Genomic DNA, 19,882 nt, shown 5'->3' on the forward strand with positions numbered 1-19,882 from the left:
CGTGGCGGTCAGACGGTGCGCGGCACCTTCCCGGTGAGCTTCAGGATCGCGCACATCACCTTGTGCGCGCCGTCGGCCGTCGGATCGAACATCAGCGGGCACCCGCCGTCGATCACGAGCAGGCCGTGCTCGCGCCCGTAGGCGACCGCCTCGGGCGAGACGCTGCCGGCGTCCACCGAGCGGTGCATCCAGACCTTCGTCACGCCGAGGTCGACGGCCTGCTTGACCGTGTCCATGGCGTGCTCGGGACGGGTGCCGATGACGACCGCGTCCACGCCGCCGGGGATCGACGCGAGGTCCGGGTAGGCGGGACGGCCGCCGATGGTCTCTGCGTGGGGGTTGATGGCGAACACCTCGTACCCACGGTCCACGAGCCGGTCGTAGACGGTGTTGCTGCCGTGGCCCTGCGGGTTGCGGGACACGCCCGTGACCGCGATCCGCTTGCCGGCAAGGAACGACTGGGCTGCCTCCGCGAGCTTCACTGCCCTCTCCTCTTCTCCACCCCGGGCACGCCGCCTGCGGCGTCCGTTCGGGTCACCACTCAGGGTAGGACGCGCCGGTCGAGCGCGCCGGAAGACCGGGGAACTGCCCCTCGGGACGCGGTGGCGCGAGCCGCCCGCGATTCGTAGTACAGTGTCCAGCCGGGCCTCACGGGGCCGACAACTGAAGAACGGGCTGTAGCGCAGCTTGGTAGCGCACTTGACTGGGGGTCAAGGGGTCGCAGGTTCAAATCCTGTCAGCCCGACGTGTGTTTGGCCTTGTCAGAGGCCACTTTTCGGTCAGTTCCTCGCTCGCGTGCAACTATCGTGCAATAAGCAATTCCAAGTCGATAGTGTCAGCCCACGCTCGCGACGGCGTTTCGCACAGTGGCGGCAGTGCCGCCGGCGAACTCGCAAGACGGGTGGTCGAGTGCTGCCGAAGCCGTCGTGATGTGCGCGTGTCTGCTGTTCGACTGCCCGAGTTGTCCGGATCGGGGGGTCCCCATCGGCTTAGTGGTTCAGGCACCACAGTCGAAGTGAGGAGAAGCCGACCATGTCAGCCAGTGCAGTCCCCAAGCCGGAGTACGTGTCGTTGCAGGACGCAGCCGTCATCTACGGTGTGAGCGTCGATCTCTTGCGCCAACGGATCCTGACCGGCGAGCTGCCGGCGGTTCATGCCGGACGTCGCTTGATCCGGGTTCGCCTGGAAGACCTCAAGCGCGTCTTCCAGCCCGTACCGTGCGTCAGCCGCAGACCCCGCACTCGCGTGTGGTGAGAATCCGGATCACTCCACCGGTCATGCGACTTCACAACCCGTCATGCGACCGATTGGAAGTGGACGCGCAGTCCCAGCGCTCGGGCTACTTTCACGACCGTCGCGAAGGTGGGGTTGCCGCCGGCCGACAGCGCTTTGTAGAGGCCTTCACGGCTGATGCCGGCTTGTCGGGCGATCTCGCTGAGGTTGCGGGAGCGGGCGATGGCTCCCAGTGCCTGGGTGATGACTGCGGGGTCGTCGTCGCCGTCTTCGATGACGGCTTCCAGGTAGGCGGTCACGTCTTCGAAGCTGTTCAGGTAGTCAGCCGGGTCGAAGGGGGCGAAGGTCTCGGTCGTGGTCATGATTGGGCTCCCTTCCCGTCGTGCCAGGCCTGAGCGATGGTGTGCGCTTGGCGGATGTCGGCGTCCTGGCTGGACTTGTCCCCGCCGGTGAGCAGGAGGATCAGCCGCTCGCCATCGCGCAAGTAGTAGACCCGGTAGCCCGGGCCGTAGTCGATCCGAAGCTCCGAGATCCCCGCGCCGACCGGTTTGACGTCCCCGGCGTTGCCGGCGATCAGTCGGTTGAGCCGGACCATGACACGTCCGGCGGCTCGACGGTCTCTGAGCTTGCGGAACCACCGATCGAACGTTGCGGATCTCACAACCTCGACCATGTGTCAACCGTAGTTCACAGTCGCCACTGTGACAAGGGACGCGCCTTCCATGATCCCGCGTGGCAGCAACTGTTCTGCCCTTGTCGCAGGCCATTGACGGCCAGAGTTATGCTGATTCTGCCCCACCCCCTCGGGCTGATCGGCCTTCCCGGGTGACTCGTCTCGTTGGTGTCGGGCTTACAACTGAAGCCGCGATCGTGCTCCCGGTCTACTTCTGATGTAGCAACTTCTGTCTGTTTGTCCGGATCGACCCCTCTTCATCGGCTTAGTGGGTTAGGCGAGGGAACGGAGGAGCCGGGATGGCAGGCGATGTCGAGCAGATCCGCGGACACGGGCCGCACGATCAGGAGACGGCAGACTCGATCCGGAGAGAAGCCGTCGAACGGATGCACCGGGAACTGGCAGCAAAGCTCGCTACGTTTGATGATCGTGACGTCTGGCAACAGTGGTTGAGGTTCGCCGGGAGCTTTCACCAGTACTCGTTCTCGAACACGTGCTTGATCCTGATGGCGAAGCCGGACGCGACACTAGTCGCCGGCTATCGGGCCTGGCAGACCAAGGGGCACCAGGTAAGGCGCGGGGAGCAGGCGATCAAGGTGTTCGCACCCGTCACCCGCAACGTTCCGCTCGAAGACGCCAACGGCAATCCCATCTTGGACGCGAACGGCCGGCAAACAACCCTCCGGCAGGTCGTGGGCGTGAAACTGACCAGCGTGTTCGACGCCTCCCAGGTCGAACCGCCACCCCAGATCCAACGGCCACAACCGACACTATTGACAGGCGACGCGCCGGCAGGGCTCTGGGACTCGCTGACTGTGTTCATCGCCAGCGAAGGGTTCACCGTGACCCGCGGTGACTGTGGCAGCGCCAACGGCATCACCGACTTCACCGCTAGAGAGGTCCGGATACGAGCCGACGTGGACGCCGCCCAGTCTGTGAAGTCCCTTTGCCACGAGGCTGCCCATCTACTCACCATGGATGCCGTCGAAATAGCTACCTACGGTGCACGGCAGTGTCGCGGAGTCGCGGAGGTGGTGGCGGAATCGGTCGCATACCTGGTCACTCAGGCCCACGGCCTGGACTCCCGCCAGTACACATTCAACTACGTCGCCGGCTGGGCCCTGGAGGCAGCGGGGAGAGACGCGCAGGCACGAAGTATCGATCAGGTCGTCAGGGAAACCGGCGACCGGGTGATCTCAGCAACCCACCGAATCCTGTCTCACACCCAACCGGCCATCGACCAGACCACGCCAACCCCCGCGGACGCGGTGGGCGCCTCGCCAGGGCTTGCGACCTGGGAGACAGTCGCTCCTCGCAATCGTCCTCACACGGAAGCCGTGAACCCTGTATCTCGATCTCGCTACCGCGGGACACCTGGACTCGTCAGGTAGCTCTCATGCAGACGATCGGGTGCGAGCAGTGGGGCGCCGTCTGCCGGGTGGGCCATGGAAACTGAACTCGCTCAGGCTCTAGGTCACCTCCGCCAGGCCTCGCATCAGCTTCTCAGTGCCGCTGACCCGAGTGGCCGGGCCCTGCTCCTCGCCGCGCAGATACTCGACCTCGAGGACCTCCTGGGTGAACTCGAGGTTGAGCCAGCCTACGAATCGGCGGCCGACACAGCCATGCAATCGCTAGTCAATGCGAGTTGGCATCTGATGCAAGCGGCTCCCCTTGTGCCCTCCAGCGTGTGGCCGACTCTGCGAAGCCTCCTCGCCAAGACGGACGTCCATGGCAACCGTTGACGCCCTGCTCGCCGCACTGCGCGAGCGCACCCAGGAGTTGGCGCTACAGCAGCACAACACTCCGGACCCATCCACTCTCGGCTGGCATCGTCTAGCCCGGAACTCAATGCGCATTCTCCAGACGGTCGGTACTCCGCCCGAACTGGCGCCAATCCTGCGAGCCGTCGTCGACGAAGCTGAGCCCGCGGATGGCCCCGTCAACGCGCCGATCACGGCAATGGGCTACACCCTGGGTGTCCTTGCTGACACGGTGAACTCTCACCCCGAGTTCGCAACGCTGGCCGGTCACGCAGACCGCGCGCATCTGCGCTTCTGCGTGCTCAGCGGCCTGCACGACGCCGCAACGGCCACGCTCACGGCAATGCATGCCACGAGCACCTCGACCCCGAGCAGGGATCTGATCCGTGCACTCGCCGAGGTGACAGAGGCCGCTTCCTACGTACCCTGGCGGCCCCTGCGCACGCCGTTAGGGCAACTTGCCCTCGGGGCAGGGCCTAGCGGCTTCGACGAGGTTGCGGCCGCTTGGGCGGCCAGCGCCATCGACGTACTCAGCAGCCGCACTCGCACCACCGGTTATGCCTTCCAGCGCACCGCGTTCAGCATTGCCCAGCTCTGCCAAGCGGCCGCCATAGCCTTCACATCCGAGCACGCGAAACCAACTGGTCCGCGGGTGGAAGCGGCGCTCACCTCAGCCCGCCAGGACTGGCAGCGGGCCGCCGATTGGCCACCCGAAGTTCGGCTTGGAGGCCACGCGACAGAACTTCGGCACCGCTCCCATGACCTCGACGAAGCCCTCGCTCCCGAACGCCTAGCCACGATGGACGACGGTTCACGGCTGGAGTCGGTGCGGTCCGCGTTGCTCTTGGCCACCGAAGTCGGCACTTCCCACGAATCCGCACTAGCCCGAGTCGTTCAGGGCCGAGAACTCTGGATCGTCGCTCAGGCACTCGGCCCCGCCTACCTCACCAGACATCCGGGAACCCACCGTACTGACTGGGTGCTCGACCCCGGCACGATCTACGGGCCGAAACTGATCCAAGCCGTCCATCGCGCCAACGCGGCTCTCGAGGATGCGGCGCAGCTCGTCGATGAGGTGCAGCGCACCGACGTCAGCGACCGTTTACGCGCGCCGATGCGGTGGGAAACCGTCACTGCGAGCACCCGTGCGGTGCAGGCGAGCCAGGCGGTACAGCAACGGCAGGGGAGAAGCATCGGACGGTAGCGCCATACCTATCGACTCGGTGGAGGTCTTGCCGCGGCGGGGAGGTTTGAGGGCGTCGCGATCCGCGGCGTCTCTGCCTAAGGGTCGGTTCAAATGGCAGACCGCAGATTGACGGCTAGGTCTTCCTGAGCAGGTCGCCCCGGATGAGAGTTTCAGTGGGTTGACCATCGGTGACGGTGATGACGCGGCCCCACCAGCCGTCTGCCGTTTGATGCCAGGCGGCCAACAATCCAGGCACCTCGGCCGCCTCGGCCCGGACCCACACGTGGACACCCGTCGATAGCAGTCGATCAGGATTGGCGTTGCGGGGTTCACCCGTCCGGTCAGTCAGGGAGCCGAAGTCCGAACGCTTGGTGGTCACAGGCCAATGCTCCCAGTCGGCCCCGACAGCGGCACGCCTGCTCGCGTAATGCGGCACGTCGGCGCTGGCGTCAATCGGGGAACGCGGGTTCGTCGCCAAGGATGGCAGCGGGCACGGCGTTGATACGGGCGATTCCGACGTGGTTGATGGAGTAGGACGGCCCGCTCAACGTCGCGCTGTCGGTAGCCCGGTACACGATCCGATCGCCGACGACTGTCCCCGCATACTGGCCGGCGGGGTTGTAGACCCTGCCGTTGCTTATGCGTCCGAGGTACTGACCCGATCGTGAGTAGAGCCGGTCACCGGACTGCTCGAGCGGGCGTCCATTCTTGGTGTAGAGGTAAGCCATAGGCCGTACTGTCTCAGCCCGGTCTGACAGACTCGGAAATCCCCTGTGCGGCTGTCCGAAGCCGTCAGCTAAGCCGGGCCAGTCCGGTGTCAGCTTGCGCCGCCCGGGTCTGGGACGTCGATGTACACAAGCAGGCGCCTGCCCAGATCGGTCGTAGACGGTGACCAAACCCCCTGCGCTGTCATCACAGTGTTGTAGTTGGCGACAGCCAGATCCCACCGACCAAGGTCTCCAAGGAGTCGTGTCAGGTGCTCTTTCTGCAAGGCCGAGAAGGCTGGGCCGAGGATCGAAGACTTACCACCGGAGAGGATGTTGGGCGCCTGGACATCTGGATGCTCGTCGTACCAACCACGCGGGTCGTTGAGGAATCTCAGCACCAGAAGGTGTGGGGGAGTCATTTCATCAATGATCCGGATGAAACGTAGCCGCAGGTCATCCTCGGGGGCGGTCGGCAGCAGGGAGTTGGCAACAGCGTTCCGGAGCGCTAGCAACTTCTCTTCGCGGCTTGTGCCTTGTGCGGCGCGTGTAGCGGCAACCAGCGTATCGAGGAAGTCGGGATCCTCCGCGAGTGCCTCGAGGTCAAGGGGCTTGTCCATTCGGTTCTGCAAGTCCGTGATCGCCTCGGCCACAGCGTCGCGCCACTGTTCCATACGCTTGTTGTAGCCGTAGCCCATCACGAGACCGAGGACAATGGCGATAGGTGACCCAACCACCGGAATCATGCCGGCTGCCCCATTTGCGAGTGTTTCGGCAACCTCACGACTTGAACTCTTCTTCGGCGCTCGTTCCATGCGGCCAACCTACGGTGAGAGTGAGGCCACCGACCGGCATTTCGGTCCACAGCCCACCGTCATGGAGACATTCCTAGGCCGGATGCTGGCGAGGGTCTCCAGGGCGTTGGGCTAGGCGGTTTCTTCCGCCGCCGGATCGCCTTCAGGCGTCGAGCGGGCCCGTTCGGAGTACCGGCGTGGCTCCCTTCGATCCGGTCCGGTGGAGTTAGGCACCCAAGTCCAGGAGCCCAGTTCGGGGCCGCCGCTTCGTCTAGTCAGTTCGTTCACGAGGACTGCGATGGGAACCCGTGACAAGTCGAACTCCTCACCGAGAAGCTCAAGCGCGACGGCGGCATCCTCCCGCTCGCACCGGCGGAACTGTTCAGGCGTCAGCTCCAGGGTTCGGGCCAACACGAGCAGCGTTCCTACCGACGGCTTTACCTCGATCGCTCGGCTGCCCTTGCCCCGGAGGCCGCTGAGGGCTTCCTGGATCGTGCCCATGGCGAGGCCGGACTCTCGGGCAAGCTGAAGGGCCGACCAGCGCCTCAGGTGGCGGGCCGCGTCAATCAACAGTGATTCCGACGGTGGGCTCATCACAACCAAGGTAGGGGTCCTCGGCCGCGAAGCGCGGTGACACGCGGCCTACGGTGCGTGCGAGCCGACGGGCGCAGGCTTCGCGACGCGGGTGGTCGCAGGGGCAGAGGTGTACTGCGAGATCGCTCCGCACATCGCGACTCGACCGTGGACGTTCAGTGACGAGATCGCCGCCTCCAGGTGCTCGCCGCCCACGTTGTCGAAGTAGACGTCGATGCCCTCGGGTGCTGCCTGCCTCAACTGGTCGGACACGGGGCCGTCGTGGTAGTTGAAGGCCGCGTCGAAGCCGAGCTCCTTCAACCTCTTCACCTTCTCGGCGGATCCGGCGCTCCCAACGACCAGCGAGGCGCCGCAGGCCTTGGCAATCTGGCCGACGATGGACCCGACCGCACCTGCAGCCCCGGAAACGAAGACGGCGTCGCCCTTCGTGAATCCGCCGGCGAACATCAGGCCGGTGTAGGCCGTCAGGCCGGTCATCCCCAGGACGCCGAGGAAGGCGGATTCCGCAGCGAGTGAGGGGTCGATGATCCTGACGGACGTGGCCGGGGCGACAGCGTGCTCTCGCCAGCCGAGGTTGTGCAGCACGGTGGAGCCCACGGGAACGGCGTCGCTGGTGGAGGCAATGACCCGGTGACGGTGGCGTGTCCGAGCCGGTTCATGAGTTCGGCGAGGGTGGCTCCGGTGTGGCGCAGGTCGTGCCAGCGCAGGTCGGGTCGTCCGGCGGCCGACCGTGCACGCCGGTACACCTTGTAGAGGGCGCCATGTTTCATGTGCCCTCCGGATTCGACGGCGGGGGACGGCAGCCCGTCCTTGCCGGGCGTGGCGTACTTCTCGAGGTGGACGAGGAGGGAGCGAGGATGTGGGGCGGGATCGCGACCTCCCTGGCGACAAGCCCGAGCACGTCGCGTTCACGTCCGCTGAGTTCCTCGCGCACCATGAGGTTGGGCCAGCCGGACGCCCTGCGAGTCGTCCGACGGCCAGTTGCGCATCCCCCACGGGTTCGGTATTCAGTCTGCGCGGGGCCAAGGCGTTTGGCTACGATCTGAGCATGGAGGTGCCTGAAGGGGGCCGCCTCCAACGACGCGCGGCCTCCGAGCGGTTGGTCGAGTCACTAGCAACCTCAGACGAACCGGTGATCGCCTACAGGGCCAGGCTGGTGACCGGCATGGATCCAGGCTCGGCCGAGGCCGCGTTGATGCGGAACCGGATCTCCGGCTCACCGATGGCCCTGGCACTACTGAGGGTGCTGGAGCAGGACGCCAAGACGCTCCACCACGTTTACCGCAAGTGGCAGGGTCCGCACTGGACACTGACCTGCCTGGCGATGATCGACTACCCGCCCGACGACCCGGCCCTACGTCCGCTGGCGCGCCTGGTCCACGACTGGCTGTTCTCCAGGCACTTCCTCGAGCCGCCGATGACAGCTATCTATCGCGGACAGGAGGAGCGGGTCCGGCACTGTGCGTCAATGGACGGCAACGCGATCTGGTACTCCGTCCGGCTCGGGCTGGAGGAGGACCGCACCCGCGAGGTGGTTGATCGGTTGATCGGCTGGCAGTGGCCCGACGGCGGATGGAACTGCGACAAGCGACAGGAGGCTGCGCATTCCTCGTTCCAGGAGTCGCTGATTCCCGCGCGCGGGTTGTGGGCGTACGGCACTGCCCACGACTACGCGCCGGCCATCGAAGCGGCGCAGCGGGTGGCCGACCTGGTGCTCCAACGGCGGCTGCTCTGGCACCGTGCTGATGGCAGCCTTATCGTGCCGGAATGGTCCGGCAAGCCGGGTCCGGACCGGGTCCACTACCCGATCCAGTTCTTCGACGTCCTGTTCGCCCTGCAGGTCATGACCGACCTGGGTCGCCTCGACGATCCGCGCTGTGCCGACGCGCTCTCGCTGCTGGAGGCGAAACGCCGGCCCGATGGCGGATTCCCGCTGGAGGCGCCCACCACGATCACCGCCGACCAGGTACTGAGCCGCGGCACCTACGCCGATTGGGGACCATCGGGTATGCGGCGCAGCAATCCTCTGGTGACGCTCGCGGCGCTTCACGTCCTACACTCCGCCTCCGAAGCCCCCAACGTCCGCTGAGGATCCGTCGCCACCGAGGGCGCCACCCACGGTGCGACGGAGCCGGGCGTCCTCCGTGGCGGGTGCGACTGTGCCAGGCCGGAGCAGCCTGAAGAGTGGGCTCAGGGGTACTTGCGCCGGGTACGCGTGGGCCTGACCGAGGCGTCTTGGCTGAACGCTCCTCCTCCGCCGGAGCTGGTGGAGTGCGTTACCCGCTCGATACAGGGAGCCGTCCGTGAAGGATCCGCGGGACCTTGAGACGTGGGGGCCTGGCATCAGGCTCGTGGAGTCGTTCTACTACTTCGACGACCCAGAGCCAAAGATGGGCCTCCCGTCCTGGTTCGGCCGTTTCCCGGTCCGGGCCCACTCCACCAGCTTCCAGCGCTACCAACTCGGAACCGCAACCGCCCCGGCCAGCAGGAACGGGAGTGGGAACGGATCTTCCGTAGCCGATGGGGGATGACCGCGTGATGATGGTTATCACCGTCCAGTACTTCGTGGCCGCGCGGGATGGGAAGTGGCCCGGGCCCATCTGGAGGCGGCCGCCACCCAACTCAGGGGACGACCTCGAAGTCGAACTTCCGGCGCGTCGAGACACTGGAAGCGGCTCGGCGGCTGGGCTTCGTAGGTCCCCGATCATCCAGATCGCAGGAGCAGACCCGTTCGCGAGCCCGGGCGCATCTCCCGGCCTGGCCTGCAGGCTTTACGCGACACGGACGGGTCGGCAAGACGCCAACCACTGCTTGTCGCCATTTTGGCGGCCACGCGTCGACCAGCCAGCGGGCACCGGCGATCAGGGCCTGTGGGGAGGAGAGGGCACAACGCGATAGTGAGCAGACCGACTGACCACAAGACCCTGCCCCAGTGTGTGGGGCAGGATGGTGTCATGGTGGGGCGTCCGCGGGTGATCACCTACACCCTGGCCTCGATTGATGGCCGGCTCACGCTGGCTGCCGGGGTGAATTTGATGGCCGGTGATGAGCGTTGGGCTGCGGTCACTCAGGGGCTCGGCGACCCGTACGTGTGGGCACGTGACACCCACGACCCCGACCTTTTCGTCGAGGGCAGCGGATCGTTTCTGTGCCCTGAAGAAGCTCCGCTTCGACGTACGGAGGCTGGCCCTCCTCCGGTGGGTGAGCACTTCCTGCCTGGCGACGTCATCGCTGTGCCGGGTCGGCGCTGGTTCGCTGTCGTGGACGGGCAGGGCGCGGTGGATCTGCAGTTCACCGAGTGGCCGGACCCGGAGTGGGCGGGCTGGCATGCCCTCGTGCTCACCTCTCTGGCTGCATCCGCAGAGCATCTGGCGCTGCTGAGGGATCGGCGCATTCCCTACCTGGTGGTCGGGGCCCGTCAGGTCGCGTTGCGGCCATGCCTGGAGTTGCTGCGGGAACTGCTGGGCGTGGAGACCGTGGTGAGCACCGGGGGAGGGCGACTCAGTGGGGCCCTGCTCCGTGACAACCTGGTCGACGAGATCGATATCGAACTGCTGCCCTGGGCGATCGGTGGTCGCGGCACTCCGGCGCTGTTCGACGCGCCACCCCTGACGCCGGAGGAATGGCCAACCCGCCTCGAACTCCTGAACCACGAAGCACTCCCCGGCGGACGGATCCGACTGAGGTACTCCGTCGCCTCTCGACCGCGCGTGAGCTGATGGCCCCTCGGAGTTGGGAGGGGCTCCTTGCGTTTTGGGCCTCCGCGCGGCCGTCCCTCGGGTAGCGTGGAATGTGCCCCTACGGAGGTGCCCATGACGATGGATGGTCCCAGGACTAGCCGCCTCGCGTTCGCCGGCGTCTCAGCCCTGACGGTGCTGACGTGGTACGCCCTTCCCGACGCTGTGCGGAGCCGCCGAGCCAGGGCCGTGATCAAGGCCGGACTTCTGGGAGTGACCGCCGCCGGTGCCGTGATGATCCCGCAGGTGTTCCCCGAGGTCCGCGACTTCCGACCCGGGCCGCTCATCGACCTGCCCGCTCCGGCCCTTGTTTCCCTCGGGGTCGGCGCAACGGCGCTTGCCGCGGCTGGCACCGTCTGGTTCGAGAAGGCCGTGTTTGCGAGCGGCGAGCGCAGACGCGCTCGTGGGGTCCGCTGCGCACACACACCGCCCGCGGTGGCGATGGCATTGGCAACCGGTGCCGTCGCACTCGCGGACTGGACCAAGCTCGCCGGCATGGATAGGTGGCATCCGTCTGTGTGACCGGAGGCCGCGGTCATTGCTTCGTGTCCGATGAGGCGGGCGCGAGAGGGCGGACGGGCGTGCGATCGGCGATTCGGGCATGCGGGGGACGGGATTCGGCTACCGTCGATGAATGGCTGGGCCTGCGGGCGAGGCCTACCGTGAGGCGGGCCTGGTGTGGCACACCGCTGATGTGGAAGCGGTGTTGGCTGCCGTGCGCAGCGCCCCCTCCGGGCTCACGACACACGAGGCGATGACTCGGCTGGAAAGCCTCGGCCCGAACGAACTGCGGGCGTCCGGGCGGGTATCGCCGTGGCGGCTTCTGCTCGACCAGTTCAAGAATGTCCTGATCGTCATCCTCCTCGCGGCGACCGCCTTGTCGTTTTCGCTGGGCCACGGAGTCGAGTCCATCGTGATCGCTGTGATCGTGCTGTTCGCGGTCCTGCTCGGGTTCGTGCAGGAGTTTCGGGCTGAGCGCGCCATCGAGGCCTTGCGGGAGATGGCCGCCCCCACGGCCACTGTCCTGCGGGACGGCCGGGAGGCCGAGCTGCCCACACGAACGTTGGTGCCGGGGGACATCGTCGTGCTGCATCCTGGCGATCGGGTCCCGGCCGATGGGCGCGTGATTGAATCTGTGAACCTCATGGTGGAGGAGGCGCCTCTGACCGGGGAGTCACTGCCGGTGGGCAAGGAGTCCGAGAGGCTGATCGAAGCCGATCTCCCCGTCGGTGACCGGATGAACATGGTGTATGCCGGCACGGCGGTCAGTTACGGCCGAGGTCGGGCCGTGGTGGTGGCGACGGGCATGCGGACCGAGTTCGGTCGTATCGCGCAACTGCTGCAGAGCGTGAAGGTGGGCCGCACGCCGCTGCAGAAGAACCTTGACCGGGTGGGTGCCGCCCTGGCTCGTGCCGCGCTGGTCATCGTGGCCCTGGTCGTTGTGCTGGGAGTCGTGCGAGGAGAGCCGTGGCTGGAGATGATGCTGTTCGGGATCGCGCTCGCTGTCGCAGTGGTTCCCGAAGCTCTGCCTGCAGTGGTGACGATCTCACTGGCGATCGGTGTCCAGAAGATGGCGCGTCGACATGCGCTGATTCGCCGACTTCCGGCGGTGGAGACGTTGGGCAGCACGTCGGTGATCTGCTCGGACAAGACCGGCACCCTCACCCGGGACGAGATGACGGTGCGCCGGATCTTCGTCGCTGGTCGGACCTGGGAGGTGGAGGGGTCAGGCTACGAACCGGTCGGCCGTTTCCTGGTTGAGGGTATGGATACGAAGCCCAGCCGTGAGCTCGAGCAGCTGCTGGAGGCCGCGATCCTCGCCAGTGACGCGCAGCTTCGGAAACGTGGCGACGGCTGGGAGGTTTCCGGCGACCCGACCGAGGGTGCCCTGGTGGTCGCAGCCGTCAAGGCAGGGATCGACCGTCAAGCCCTGGAGGCGGTGGCGCCCCGCACTCAGGAGATCCCCTTCACCTCTGAAACCAAACGTATGACAACGCTGCACAAGACTGCGGCGGCCGGGACGATCGCCTTCACCAAGGGTGCACCGGAACTGATCGTCTCGGACTGTCTGGAGTGGGTCGGAGACCACGGAGCAGTCCCTCTCGAGGATGCGGACCGTTCCGAGTTGCTGGGTCTCGCGCGGTCGTTCGCCGAAGATGCGCTGCGGGTGCTCGCTGTGTCGATGAAGGCCGACGCCGAGCTCGGCACCGCCCAGCGCGGCATGACGCTCCTGGGCCTCGTCGGCATGATCGACCCCCCGCGCCCCGAAGCTCGTGAGGCGATCACGGTGTGCGAGCGCGCCGGCATCCGGCCGGTCATGATCACCGGCGACCATCCCGTCACGGCCGAGGCCGTCGCCCGTGAACTTGGCCTGCTGCGCCACGGTCGCGTCGTCGTCGGCGCCGATCTCGACGCAATGGACGACGAGCAACTCAACCGCGAAGTCGGCGAGATCGACGTCTACGCCAGGGTCTCACCTGCCCACAAGCTGCGGGTGGTCACAGCCCTTCAAGCCAACCAGCAGGTGGTCGCCATGACCGGGGACGGGGTCAACGATGCCCCCGCCCTGAAGAAGGCCGACATCGGAGTTGCCATGGGCATAACCGGCACCGATGTCACCAAAGAGGCCGCCGACATGACCCTCACTGACGACAATTTCGCATCCATCGTGGCCGCCGTCGAAGAAGGGCGCGGTGTCTTCGACAACATCAAGAAGTACCTGATGTACCTGCTGTCGTCGAACATCGGCGAGATCGGGCTCATGGTCGGAGCCGTCCTCGCCGGACTACCGCTCCCGCTCTCGGCGGTCCAGATCCTCTACGTCAACCTGGCCACCGATGGCCTTCCCGCACTCGCCCTCGCTGTTGACCCGGCCGAACCTGGCCTCATGACACGCCGTCCCCGTAGCGACCGCGGCGGCATTTTCACACGACCCGTCGTGACGCTGATGGCGGCCGGTGGCGCTTGGTCCACCTTCATCAACCTCGGTCTCTTTCTCTGGCTGCTCAACTCCGGCCGGACCTTGCGGGAGGCCATGGGCATGGTCTTCGTCACCCTGATCCTGATCGAGCTCCTCAAGGCCTACAACTTCCGCTCGGACCGGCACTCGGTCTTCGTCCGCCCATTCGCGAACAGGTGGCTCAACCTGGCGGTGCTCTGGGAAGCAGCGCTCCTCACGGCCATCATCTATGTGCCCGCACTTCAACAAGCCCTCGGCACCTTCCCACTCTCAGCATCCGACTGGCTCACCGTCATTGCGCTTTCGCTCACCGTTACGCCCGTCCTCGAACTGGTCAAGTGGATGGTGCGGAAGGGCTGGCTTGCCACGCAACGGACCTAGTCCCTGGGCCCGGGTACGGTCCCCTCGGATGGGTTCGAAAGGACCGACCAACGCTGACCGTGCATCAGATGGGTTAGTGGCCGTCGCAGCTTGTCCACCTCCTTCGACTGGTCGCCGAGCCCTAGGATCGTGTGATGGCAGTCGGTGGCGTTTCGAGGATGGTGGAGGACTATCTCAAGATCATCTGGAAGGCCGAGGAGTGGCCGGGCGGCTCGGTGTCAACGAACGAGATCGCAGCGATCCTCGGGGTGACGCCCTCATCGGTCTCGGCCAACCTGAAGAAGCTGGCCCGAGACGGGTTCATCGACTACGCGCCGTATGGGAGCATCACGCTCTCCCCTGAGGGTCGGGGAATCGCCGTTCGGATGGTTCGACGGCATCGTGTGCTTGAGTCCTTCCTTGTCGAATGCCTGGGCTTCGGCTGGGATGAGGTCCATCCCGAGGCCGATGCTCTGGAGCACGCCGTCTCCGATCGAGTTCTTGACCGGATGGATCAGGTGTTGGGTTACCCGGACCGTGACCCGCACGGTGACCCGATCCCGCGAGCTGACGGCTCTGTTGAGCGGAACCCTGCGGCGCGTTTGCGCGAGATCGCCCCCGGTGAGGAAGGGCGTGTGGTTCGGATCTCGGATCACGAACCCGAGATTCTCCGCTATCTCGAGGAGCGGCAGATCATGTTGGGAACGGCCGTCCGCCTCCATGCAAGGAACCCGGCGGCCGGTTCGGTGTCGGTGACTCGCCGGAACATGCCTGGGCAGCCACCGGAGGTTGTAGAGATCGCCATCGGTGCGGCCGATGCGGTGTGGGTCAGCATCGCGCCCCGCGCGCTTCCTTGAGCCTGGGTTCTCACGCGTTGGATGCCCGGCCAGCGGCTGCCGGCACGAGGCTGAAGGCGCTTTCTTCTTCCTGGGCATTGTGCAGCCGGAGGACCGCGTAAAGCCCGTAAAGAAGTCGCCGAAGCTCCACAACGTCCTCGGGTTGGACGGTGTCGTTGTCCAGGTCGGTGAGCAGCCGGCGTAGCCGGCTGACCTGGTGCTCGATCTCGGCGTGGGTGCGGCTCAACGCCACGGTGGTGTCTGTGCGGCCCAGGGCCCGGTCGACCAAGGGGACGAGCAGCGCCTCGTCTGCGCGTTCGTGGGGCAGGAGTTCCCTTTCCAGTCGGTCGAACAGGGTGTGCGCCGGCACGAGGTCGCCGTCCTCGGTGGACAACCTGTCAGCCACTGCGCGGATCTGTTCCACCACGGCCAGCATGGCGTCGTGCTCGATCTTCAACTCGTGGGCGACGGCAATGTCGCTCGACGGCATGGCGATGGTGTGAACCTTTCCGGGGAGAACAGCACGAAGGGCGATGCCGATCGCCAGAACGTCGATGATCTCCTGTGTCACCGCGCCGAGGGCTGGCGGGAGCAGCCCCAGGGCGGCCGCGACCATGGCGACCAGGGAGAGGCCCATGCCGGTCAGGACGGCTTGGAGGGCGATCCGTTTGGATCTGCGGGCGATCAGGATGGCATCGGCAAGAGCATCCAGTCGGTCGACCGTCAGGACGACGTCCGCGGCCTCGGATGAGGCGGTGGCGCCCCGGGCGGCCAGTGCGACGCCGACACCTGCTGCGGCGAGGGCCGGGGCATCATTGACACCGTCACCGACCATGATTGTGGGCGCGAGTGCCGCCTCGGACCTGATCGCAGCAAGCTTGTCGGCTGGATCGCAGTCGGCCAGCACGGTGTCGACCCCGACAATTCGCCCGACGGTGTCTGCAATGTCGGCCCGGTCGCCGGTGACCAGCACGACCCGGCTGATACCGGCGCCTCGCAACGCGCGGACCATGCGCGGCGCGTCGGACCGGATGGGGTCCTGGAAGAGCATCGCGCCGGCAGGTTTCCCGTCGATCGCGACGAAGACCGTCAGCGAGCCGTCCAGGTCGGCGCGGCGCCGCACCTGTCGCACCCACGCGGGCTGGGTGTCACCCACGATCCAGTCGGCCTTTCCCACCCGAACCTCTTGAGTGCCGACCTGGCCCCGGAGGCCGTACCCATGTTCCTCGTGCACATCCTCGGGCATGGCCAAGGGCAGGCCGCGGCGTGCCGCACCCGTGACGATCGAACTGGCCAACACATGCGGCGACACTTGATCCAGCGATGCCGCGAGCCGCAGCATGGTGTCGGCATCCACCCGGTCGCTTGCCGTGATGACGTCGGCGAGCGTCGGCTGCCCATGGGTGAGGGTTCCGGTCTTGTCGAAGAGCATCACTCGCCCGGCGGCCAGCCGCTCCAGCGCGCCGCCACCCTTGACGACGACCCCTGCTCGCGCCGCACGGGCCAAGCCGGACATGATCGCGATGGGTGCAGCCAGCAGGAGCGGGCATGGAGTTGCGACGACCAGCACGGCGACCGCACGGACCGGGTCACCGCTGAGCGCCCATGCCACGCCGGCCACCAGCAGGGTGAGCGGGACGAACCAGGCCGCGAACCTGTCGGCAGTCCGAACGAACGGTGCCGACGATGCCTGGGCCTGCTCAACGAGTCGGACCACTGCTGCATAGGTGGATTCGTTCGCGACCGCGATGGCCGTGAGATCGATCGGCGGGCCAGCGTTGACCACCCCGCTGCGCACCTCGTCGCCGACGGGCCGCTCGACCGGCATGGGTTCGCCGGTCAGGGCGGCTTCATCGAGGGTGCCGCTCGACATGAGTCGGCCGTCCACGGGAACGACCTCCCCGGTGCCGACCACGATCCGATCACCCTTGGCGACTTCGTCGACCGGGACCTCGACAACGCCACCTTCCACCCGACGCCGGGCAGTACGGGGAGCACGCTCCACCAACAGGCTCAACTCGCGCCGTGCGCGGGCGGCCGCCCGTGCCTCCAGTAGCTGACCCGAGGCAAGCATCACGGTGATCATGGCGCCCGCGAACAACTCACCCACCCACAAGGCGCCCGCCAGGGCGAGCAGCGCGATCACGTCGACACTAGGCTGGTGACGCCGGATCGCGTCGACCGTCCAGCCGATCGAGAACGCGAGGCCGAGGAGCGTTCCGGCGAGCCACAACCCGTGCGCCAGAGCCACCAGGCCCGGCAGCCACGCAGCACCCCCGGCGACCAGGGATACGGCAGAGGAGACGAACAGGATCAATTCCAGTCGATCGCGTAGCCAGGTCATGTGCCCATTCTCGAAACCGGTGTGGCGATGTGTCCACGCACAACCGAAGTTGTGACGTGCCTAACTCGACTCCGGCATGCGAGAAGACATCTCCTGGCTGCGCCACGCGCAAGTCGTGGAGCGACGTCATGATGGTGACGAGTCATGTCGCTGCACCGCAACTGATTGGACCACTCATGGAGGCAATTGCGCCTGAGTTCATCGGGCTGATCCGGGTGGTGCTCGGCGCAATGCTCCTTGCTCATGGATGTGTTCACCTGCTCTACCTGGCCACGGAACCGTCATTTTCCCTGGAGCACTCTTGGCTGGTCCCGGCGCCGGTCCGAAGACCCGTGGCACACACGCTGTTGGTGGCCATCATCGGCGCCTTCGCGATCCTGGCGCTCGCTGTCTGGGGGGTCCCCGGCCTCGCGGCCGCATGGCCGATCCTCGCGATCATCGCGGCGGCCCTGTCAACCGCGCTACTTTCGCTGTTCTGGAACTGGCAACTCGGGCTCGGCATACTCATCAACGCCGTTCTCGTTGCCGCCAGCATCGCGCGGCTGAGCGGCGTGGCCTTCACTTGACCCGACTCCGTCCCTGCCCCCGAATGGCGATCGAGCGGGGTCGCGGATTCAGCAGGAGCTGCCAGGCGATACCGCCGAACTGCGCGCCATTCATGTGGTCCGGAGCTGGGCGAAGACCATTTGGATGTCCAGGAACGTTCAACGGTACGAGTCGTCTCCGGCCATGCGTGCTCTGACTTCCCGATAACGGCGGGTTGCGAGGGTGCTGGGGGCGCCCTTCCTGCAGAACTGAAGCCCCGACATCGCCTTGCTGACGCGCTCCGGCACGACCTCGCCATCGACGAGCTTCGCCTCGAGGCAGGCGAGCGCCTCGAGGAAGCGGGGGTCTGATCGCGCACGGTCATAGTGGGACAACACGTGCAACCAGGAGAACAGGTTGTAGTCGGCCAAGGGGTAGCTGACCTGCATGAACAGGGTGCCGATGCCGTAGTGGCAGGGGCCGAGCGGGGCCCGGCTCACCCAGTGGGAGAGCAGGAACTCCACGGCCCGGTCGAGCTTGTCGTTGTTGTTGGCCAACTCGGTGAACCGGTAGGCGTCGAGCGCGATCAGTGTGGGGCCGGGATTGGAGAACTCCGTTTCGGGACCGTGCCCGTAGCTGAACTTGTTGCATCGCCAGCCACAGTCGGTGTGCAGGGTCGAGAGGAGGTGCTCAAGGGTGATCTTCAGGCGGGGGTCGTCGGCCCGGCCAAGGTGGGCGAGGGTGCAGGCCGCGTGCGCGGTCTGGCAGGGATAGATGGCGCCTGGTGCCAGCCGGAAACGACCGTCATCGCGCCACGCGGCCCAGATGAGCTCGGCAGTCTCACTCAGGAGGGGGCCGCCGGGATCCTCACCGAGTTCCAAGCGCGCAGCCCCGAGCGTGGAGAACGGACCGCCCTTGGCCAGTCGCCGGTCTGGTGTCGCCCAATGGTCGGCGCCGTTGTCATGGCGCCGGGCGAGGATCGCCGCGACGTCGGTGTTGTACGCCACAACCACCGCCATACCTCCAGTATCGGCGTAGCGTTGAAGCAACGGGAAGGCAACGACGCACGGCCCGTCCATCGCGGCCGGACCGCGCCGGGTGATGAGCGGACTGCTCGGTGATCCATGGCGTGAGGCGGGGTCCTGGCACCTGCCACGTGCACCTGAGGAGCGTGATGCAGAAGTACCTGGAGTGGGCCCGCCGGGAGCGCCCCATCTGGCAGGCGGTGTCGATCCTGCTCGTTGCTGGCGGCCTCTTCGTCGTCGCCGTGCCCTTCGTGATCGTGAGCCTCGCAGGCTGGCTCGACCAGGCGTGGGGGTTGCCGCGGCTGGCTCTCGGCCCGGTCAACGCCGTCGTCGGATTCGTCCTGCTTCTCGCTGGAGGCTTTGTCGCCTTCTGGTCGGTTCAGGCGGAAGCCAGGCTTGGTGGCGGGACTCCGGTGCCGATGATCCCCACCCGGCGCCTCGTTGTGGTGCCGCCCTACGCCTATTGCCGCAATCCCATGGTTCTGGGCACGGTCCTCGCCTATCTGAGCATCGGTGCATTTCTCGGCTCCGCCTCGGCGGTGGGGATCGTGCTGGTGCTGGGGATGCTCCTGATCGCGTACGTGAAGCTGGTCGAGGAGAAGGAGCTGCGCCTGCGTTTCGGCCCTGAGTATGAGGAGTACCTGCGCACCACGCCGCTCCTCCTGCCACGGTTGACCCTTGCCCGGCCACCAAGCCAGCCCCGCCATCCGTCAGGTTGATCGCCTCGCACCGGGGAGGCACCTCCGGGCCGCCCAGCTACTCCATGACCTTGGTGGCTTCGGCGAGGTTGAGCCGGAGGATGCGCAGGACGGGTGGGATCTCGGAGAGAAGCATGACGACGAGCAGCCCGACAAGGATCACCACCACCGAGGACGGTTTGATGTACGCGGTGAGGGTGAACGCCTCGGAGGAGAGTTGGGCGTAGAGCAGGTCTGCTGTCTTCAGTCCCAGCCAGATCCCGAGCGGGGCTGCGGCGAGGCCGAGCAGGAGGTTCTCGATGGTGATCATCCAGGCGATGCGTCCCGCACCCTCGCCGATCGTTCGCATGGTGCCGATCTCGCGGGTTCGTTCCGTCACATTCGCATTCAGGGTGTTGTACACAACCACGAGCGCCATGGCCAGACCGAACCCCAACAGCAGGCCCTGTAGAAG

The 19,882-nt window shown here is 66.4% G+C and carries 20 protein-coding genes, 1 tRNA gene and 1 pseudogene; 11 read left to right on the forward strand and 11 right to left on the reverse strand.

What is annotated here, in order from left to right; genetic code table 11:
- Positions 1–8 precede the first annotated feature (8 nt).
- Positions 9–482, reverse strand: a complete 474-nt coding sequence (locus tag ACFQQJ_RS17415; protein ID WP_377108521.1) for a CoA-binding protein — start codon at positions 480–482, stop codon at positions 9–11.
- 189 nt (positions 483–671) lie between these two features.
- On the opposite strand from ACFQQJ_RS17415, the gene ACFQQJ_RS17420 reads away from it, so the two are divergent.
- Both ACFQQJ_RS17420 and ACFQQJ_RS17425 read left to right on the forward strand, forming a co-directional pair.
- A tRNA-Pro gene (locus ACFQQJ_RS17420) sits at positions 672–745 on the forward strand.
- A 287-nt stretch (positions 746–1,032) separates the two neighbouring features.
- Positions 1,033–1,254 carry a helix-turn-helix domain-containing protein gene (locus ACFQQJ_RS17425; protein ID WP_377108523.1) on the forward strand — a complete coding sequence of 74 codons (222 nt, stop codon included), beginning with the start codon at positions 1,033–1,035 and terminating at the stop codon, positions 1,252–1,254.
- Between the two features lie 41 nt (positions 1,255–1,295).
- On the opposite strand, the gene ACFQQJ_RS17430 is transcribed toward ACFQQJ_RS17425, so the two are convergent.
- The gene (locus tag ACFQQJ_RS17430) at positions 1,296–1,595 is read right to left on the reverse strand and encodes an addiction module antidote protein (RefSeq protein ID WP_377108525.1); all 300 of its coding nucleotides are present in this window, start codon (positions 1,593–1,595) and stop codon (positions 1,296–1,298) included.
- Complete coding sequence (locus tag ACFQQJ_RS17435; protein WP_377108526.1) at positions 1,592–1,906, reverse strand: type II toxin-antitoxin system RelE/ParE family toxin; 315 nt, start codon at positions 1,904–1,906, stop codon at positions 1,592–1,594. Before ACFQQJ_RS17435 ends, ACFQQJ_RS17430 begins: the two co-directional genes overlap by 4 nt.
- A gap of 299 nt (positions 1,907–2,205) precedes the next feature.
- Between ACFQQJ_RS17435 and ACFQQJ_RS17440 the strand changes: the two genes are divergently transcribed.
- Both ACFQQJ_RS17440 and ACFQQJ_RS17445 read left to right on the forward strand, forming a co-directional pair.
- Positions 2,206–3,297, forward strand: coding sequence for an ArdC family protein (locus ACFQQJ_RS17440; protein ID WP_377108528.1), 1,092 nt, complete (start codon positions 2,206–2,208; stop codon positions 3,295–3,297).
- Positions 3,298–3,634: 337 nt separating this feature from the next.
- Entirely contained in the window at positions 3,635–4,870 is a 1,236-nt protein-coding gene (locus ACFQQJ_RS17445; protein WP_377108529.1) for a hypothetical protein, read from the forward strand.
- A 115-nt stretch (positions 4,871–4,985) separates the two neighbouring features.
- Here ACFQQJ_RS17445 and ACFQQJ_RS17450 read toward each other — a convergent pair whose 3' ends face one another.
- The 5 genes and pseudogenes from ACFQQJ_RS17450 to ACFQQJ_RS17470 all read right to left on the reverse strand — a co-directional run.
- Entirely contained in the window at positions 4,986–5,231 is a 246-nt protein-coding gene (locus ACFQQJ_RS17450; RefSeq protein ID WP_377108530.1) for a hypothetical protein, read from the reverse strand.
- 70 nt (positions 5,232–5,301) lie between these two features.
- Complete coding sequence (locus ACFQQJ_RS17455) at positions 5,302–5,580, reverse strand: hypothetical protein (protein WP_377108531.1); 279 nt, start codon at positions 5,578–5,580, stop codon at positions 5,302–5,304.
- An 89-nt stretch (positions 5,581–5,669) separates the two neighbouring features.
- Positions 5,670–6,371 carry a hypothetical protein gene (locus ACFQQJ_RS17460; protein ID WP_377108533.1) on the reverse strand — a complete coding sequence of 234 codons (702 nt, stop codon included), beginning with the start codon at positions 6,369–6,371 and terminating at the stop codon, positions 5,670–5,672.
- Positions 6,372–6,482: 111 nt separating this feature from the next.
- Entirely contained in the window at positions 6,483–6,944 is a 462-nt protein-coding gene (locus tag ACFQQJ_RS17465) for a hypothetical protein (RefSeq protein ID WP_377108534.1), read from the reverse strand.
- Positions 6,945–7,049: 105 nt separating this feature from the next.
- Positions 7,050–7,568, reverse strand: a pseudogene (locus tag ACFQQJ_RS17470) (zinc-binding dehydrogenase); the annotation flags it as partial.
- 424 nt (positions 7,569–7,992) lie between these two features.
- Between ACFQQJ_RS17470 and ACFQQJ_RS17475 the strand changes: the two are divergent.
- From ACFQQJ_RS17475 to ACFQQJ_RS17495, 5 genes are all read left to right on the forward strand, one after another.
- Complete coding sequence (locus ACFQQJ_RS17475; protein ID WP_377108536.1) at positions 7,993–9,033, forward strand: hypothetical protein; 1,041 nt, start codon at positions 7,993–7,995, stop codon at positions 9,031–9,033.
- 883 nt (positions 9,034–9,916) lie between these two features.
- Complete coding sequence (locus ACFQQJ_RS17480) at positions 9,917–10,663, forward strand: dihydrofolate reductase family protein (RefSeq protein ID WP_377108537.1); 747 nt, start codon at positions 9,917–9,919, stop codon at positions 10,661–10,663.
- 93 nt (positions 10,664–10,756) lie between these two features.
- Positions 10,757–11,203, forward strand: coding sequence for a hypothetical protein (locus ACFQQJ_RS17485; RefSeq protein WP_377108538.1), 447 nt, complete (start codon positions 10,757–10,759; stop codon positions 11,201–11,203).
- 112 nt (positions 11,204–11,315) lie between these two features.
- Positions 11,316–14,021 (forward strand): cation-translocating P-type ATPase, encoded by a 2,706-nt coding sequence (locus tag ACFQQJ_RS17490; protein WP_377108540.1) that lies wholly within the window; start codon positions 11,316–11,318, stop codon positions 14,019–14,021.
- 134 nt (positions 14,022–14,155) lie between these two features.
- Positions 14,156–14,857, forward strand: coding sequence for a metal-dependent transcriptional regulator (locus tag ACFQQJ_RS17495; RefSeq protein WP_377108542.1), 702 nt, complete (start codon positions 14,156–14,158; stop codon positions 14,855–14,857).
- Between the two features lie 10 nt (positions 14,858–14,867).
- Here the strand turns inward: ACFQQJ_RS17495 and ACFQQJ_RS17500 are convergent, their stop codons facing one another.
- On the reverse strand, positions 14,868–17,180 hold the full coding sequence (locus ACFQQJ_RS17500; RefSeq protein ID WP_377108543.1) for a heavy metal translocating P-type ATPase: 2,313 nt from the start codon (positions 17,178–17,180) through the stop codon (positions 14,868–14,870).
- A 128-nt stretch (positions 17,181–17,308) separates the two neighbouring features.
- On the opposite strand from ACFQQJ_RS17500, the gene ACFQQJ_RS17505 reads away from it, so the two are divergent.
- On the forward strand, positions 17,309–17,746 hold the full coding sequence (locus ACFQQJ_RS17505; protein ID WP_377108544.1) for a hypothetical protein: 438 nt from the start codon (positions 17,309–17,311) through the stop codon (positions 17,744–17,746).
- 138 nt (positions 17,747–17,884) lie between these two features.
- Here ACFQQJ_RS17505 and ACFQQJ_RS17510 read toward each other — a convergent pair whose 3' ends face one another.
- On the reverse strand, positions 17,885–18,724 hold the full coding sequence (locus ACFQQJ_RS17510) for a hypothetical protein (RefSeq protein WP_377108546.1): 840 nt from the start codon (positions 18,722–18,724) through the stop codon (positions 17,885–17,887).
- A gap of 155 nt (positions 18,725–18,879) precedes the next feature.
- Between ACFQQJ_RS17510 and ACFQQJ_RS17515 the strand changes: the two genes are divergently transcribed.
- A complete protein-coding gene (locus ACFQQJ_RS17515; RefSeq protein ID WP_377108547.1) occupies positions 18,880–19,449 on the forward strand; it encodes a methyltransferase family protein in 570 nt (189 codons plus the stop codon).
- A 37-nt stretch (positions 19,450–19,486) separates the two neighbouring features.
- Here the strand turns inward: ACFQQJ_RS17515 and ACFQQJ_RS17520 are convergent, their stop codons facing one another.
- The gene (locus tag ACFQQJ_RS17520; protein ID WP_377108548.1) at positions 19,487–19,864 is read right to left on the reverse strand and encodes an FtsX-like permease family protein; all 378 of its coding nucleotides are present in this window, start codon (positions 19,862–19,864) and stop codon (positions 19,487–19,489) included.
- Positions 19,865–19,882 lie beyond the last annotated feature (18 nt).

This window comes from Propionicimonas sp. T2.31MG-18 (assembly GCF_964266745.1).
GTDB lineage: Bacteria > Actinomycetota > Actinomycetes > Propionibacteriales > Propionibacteriaceae > Propionicimonas.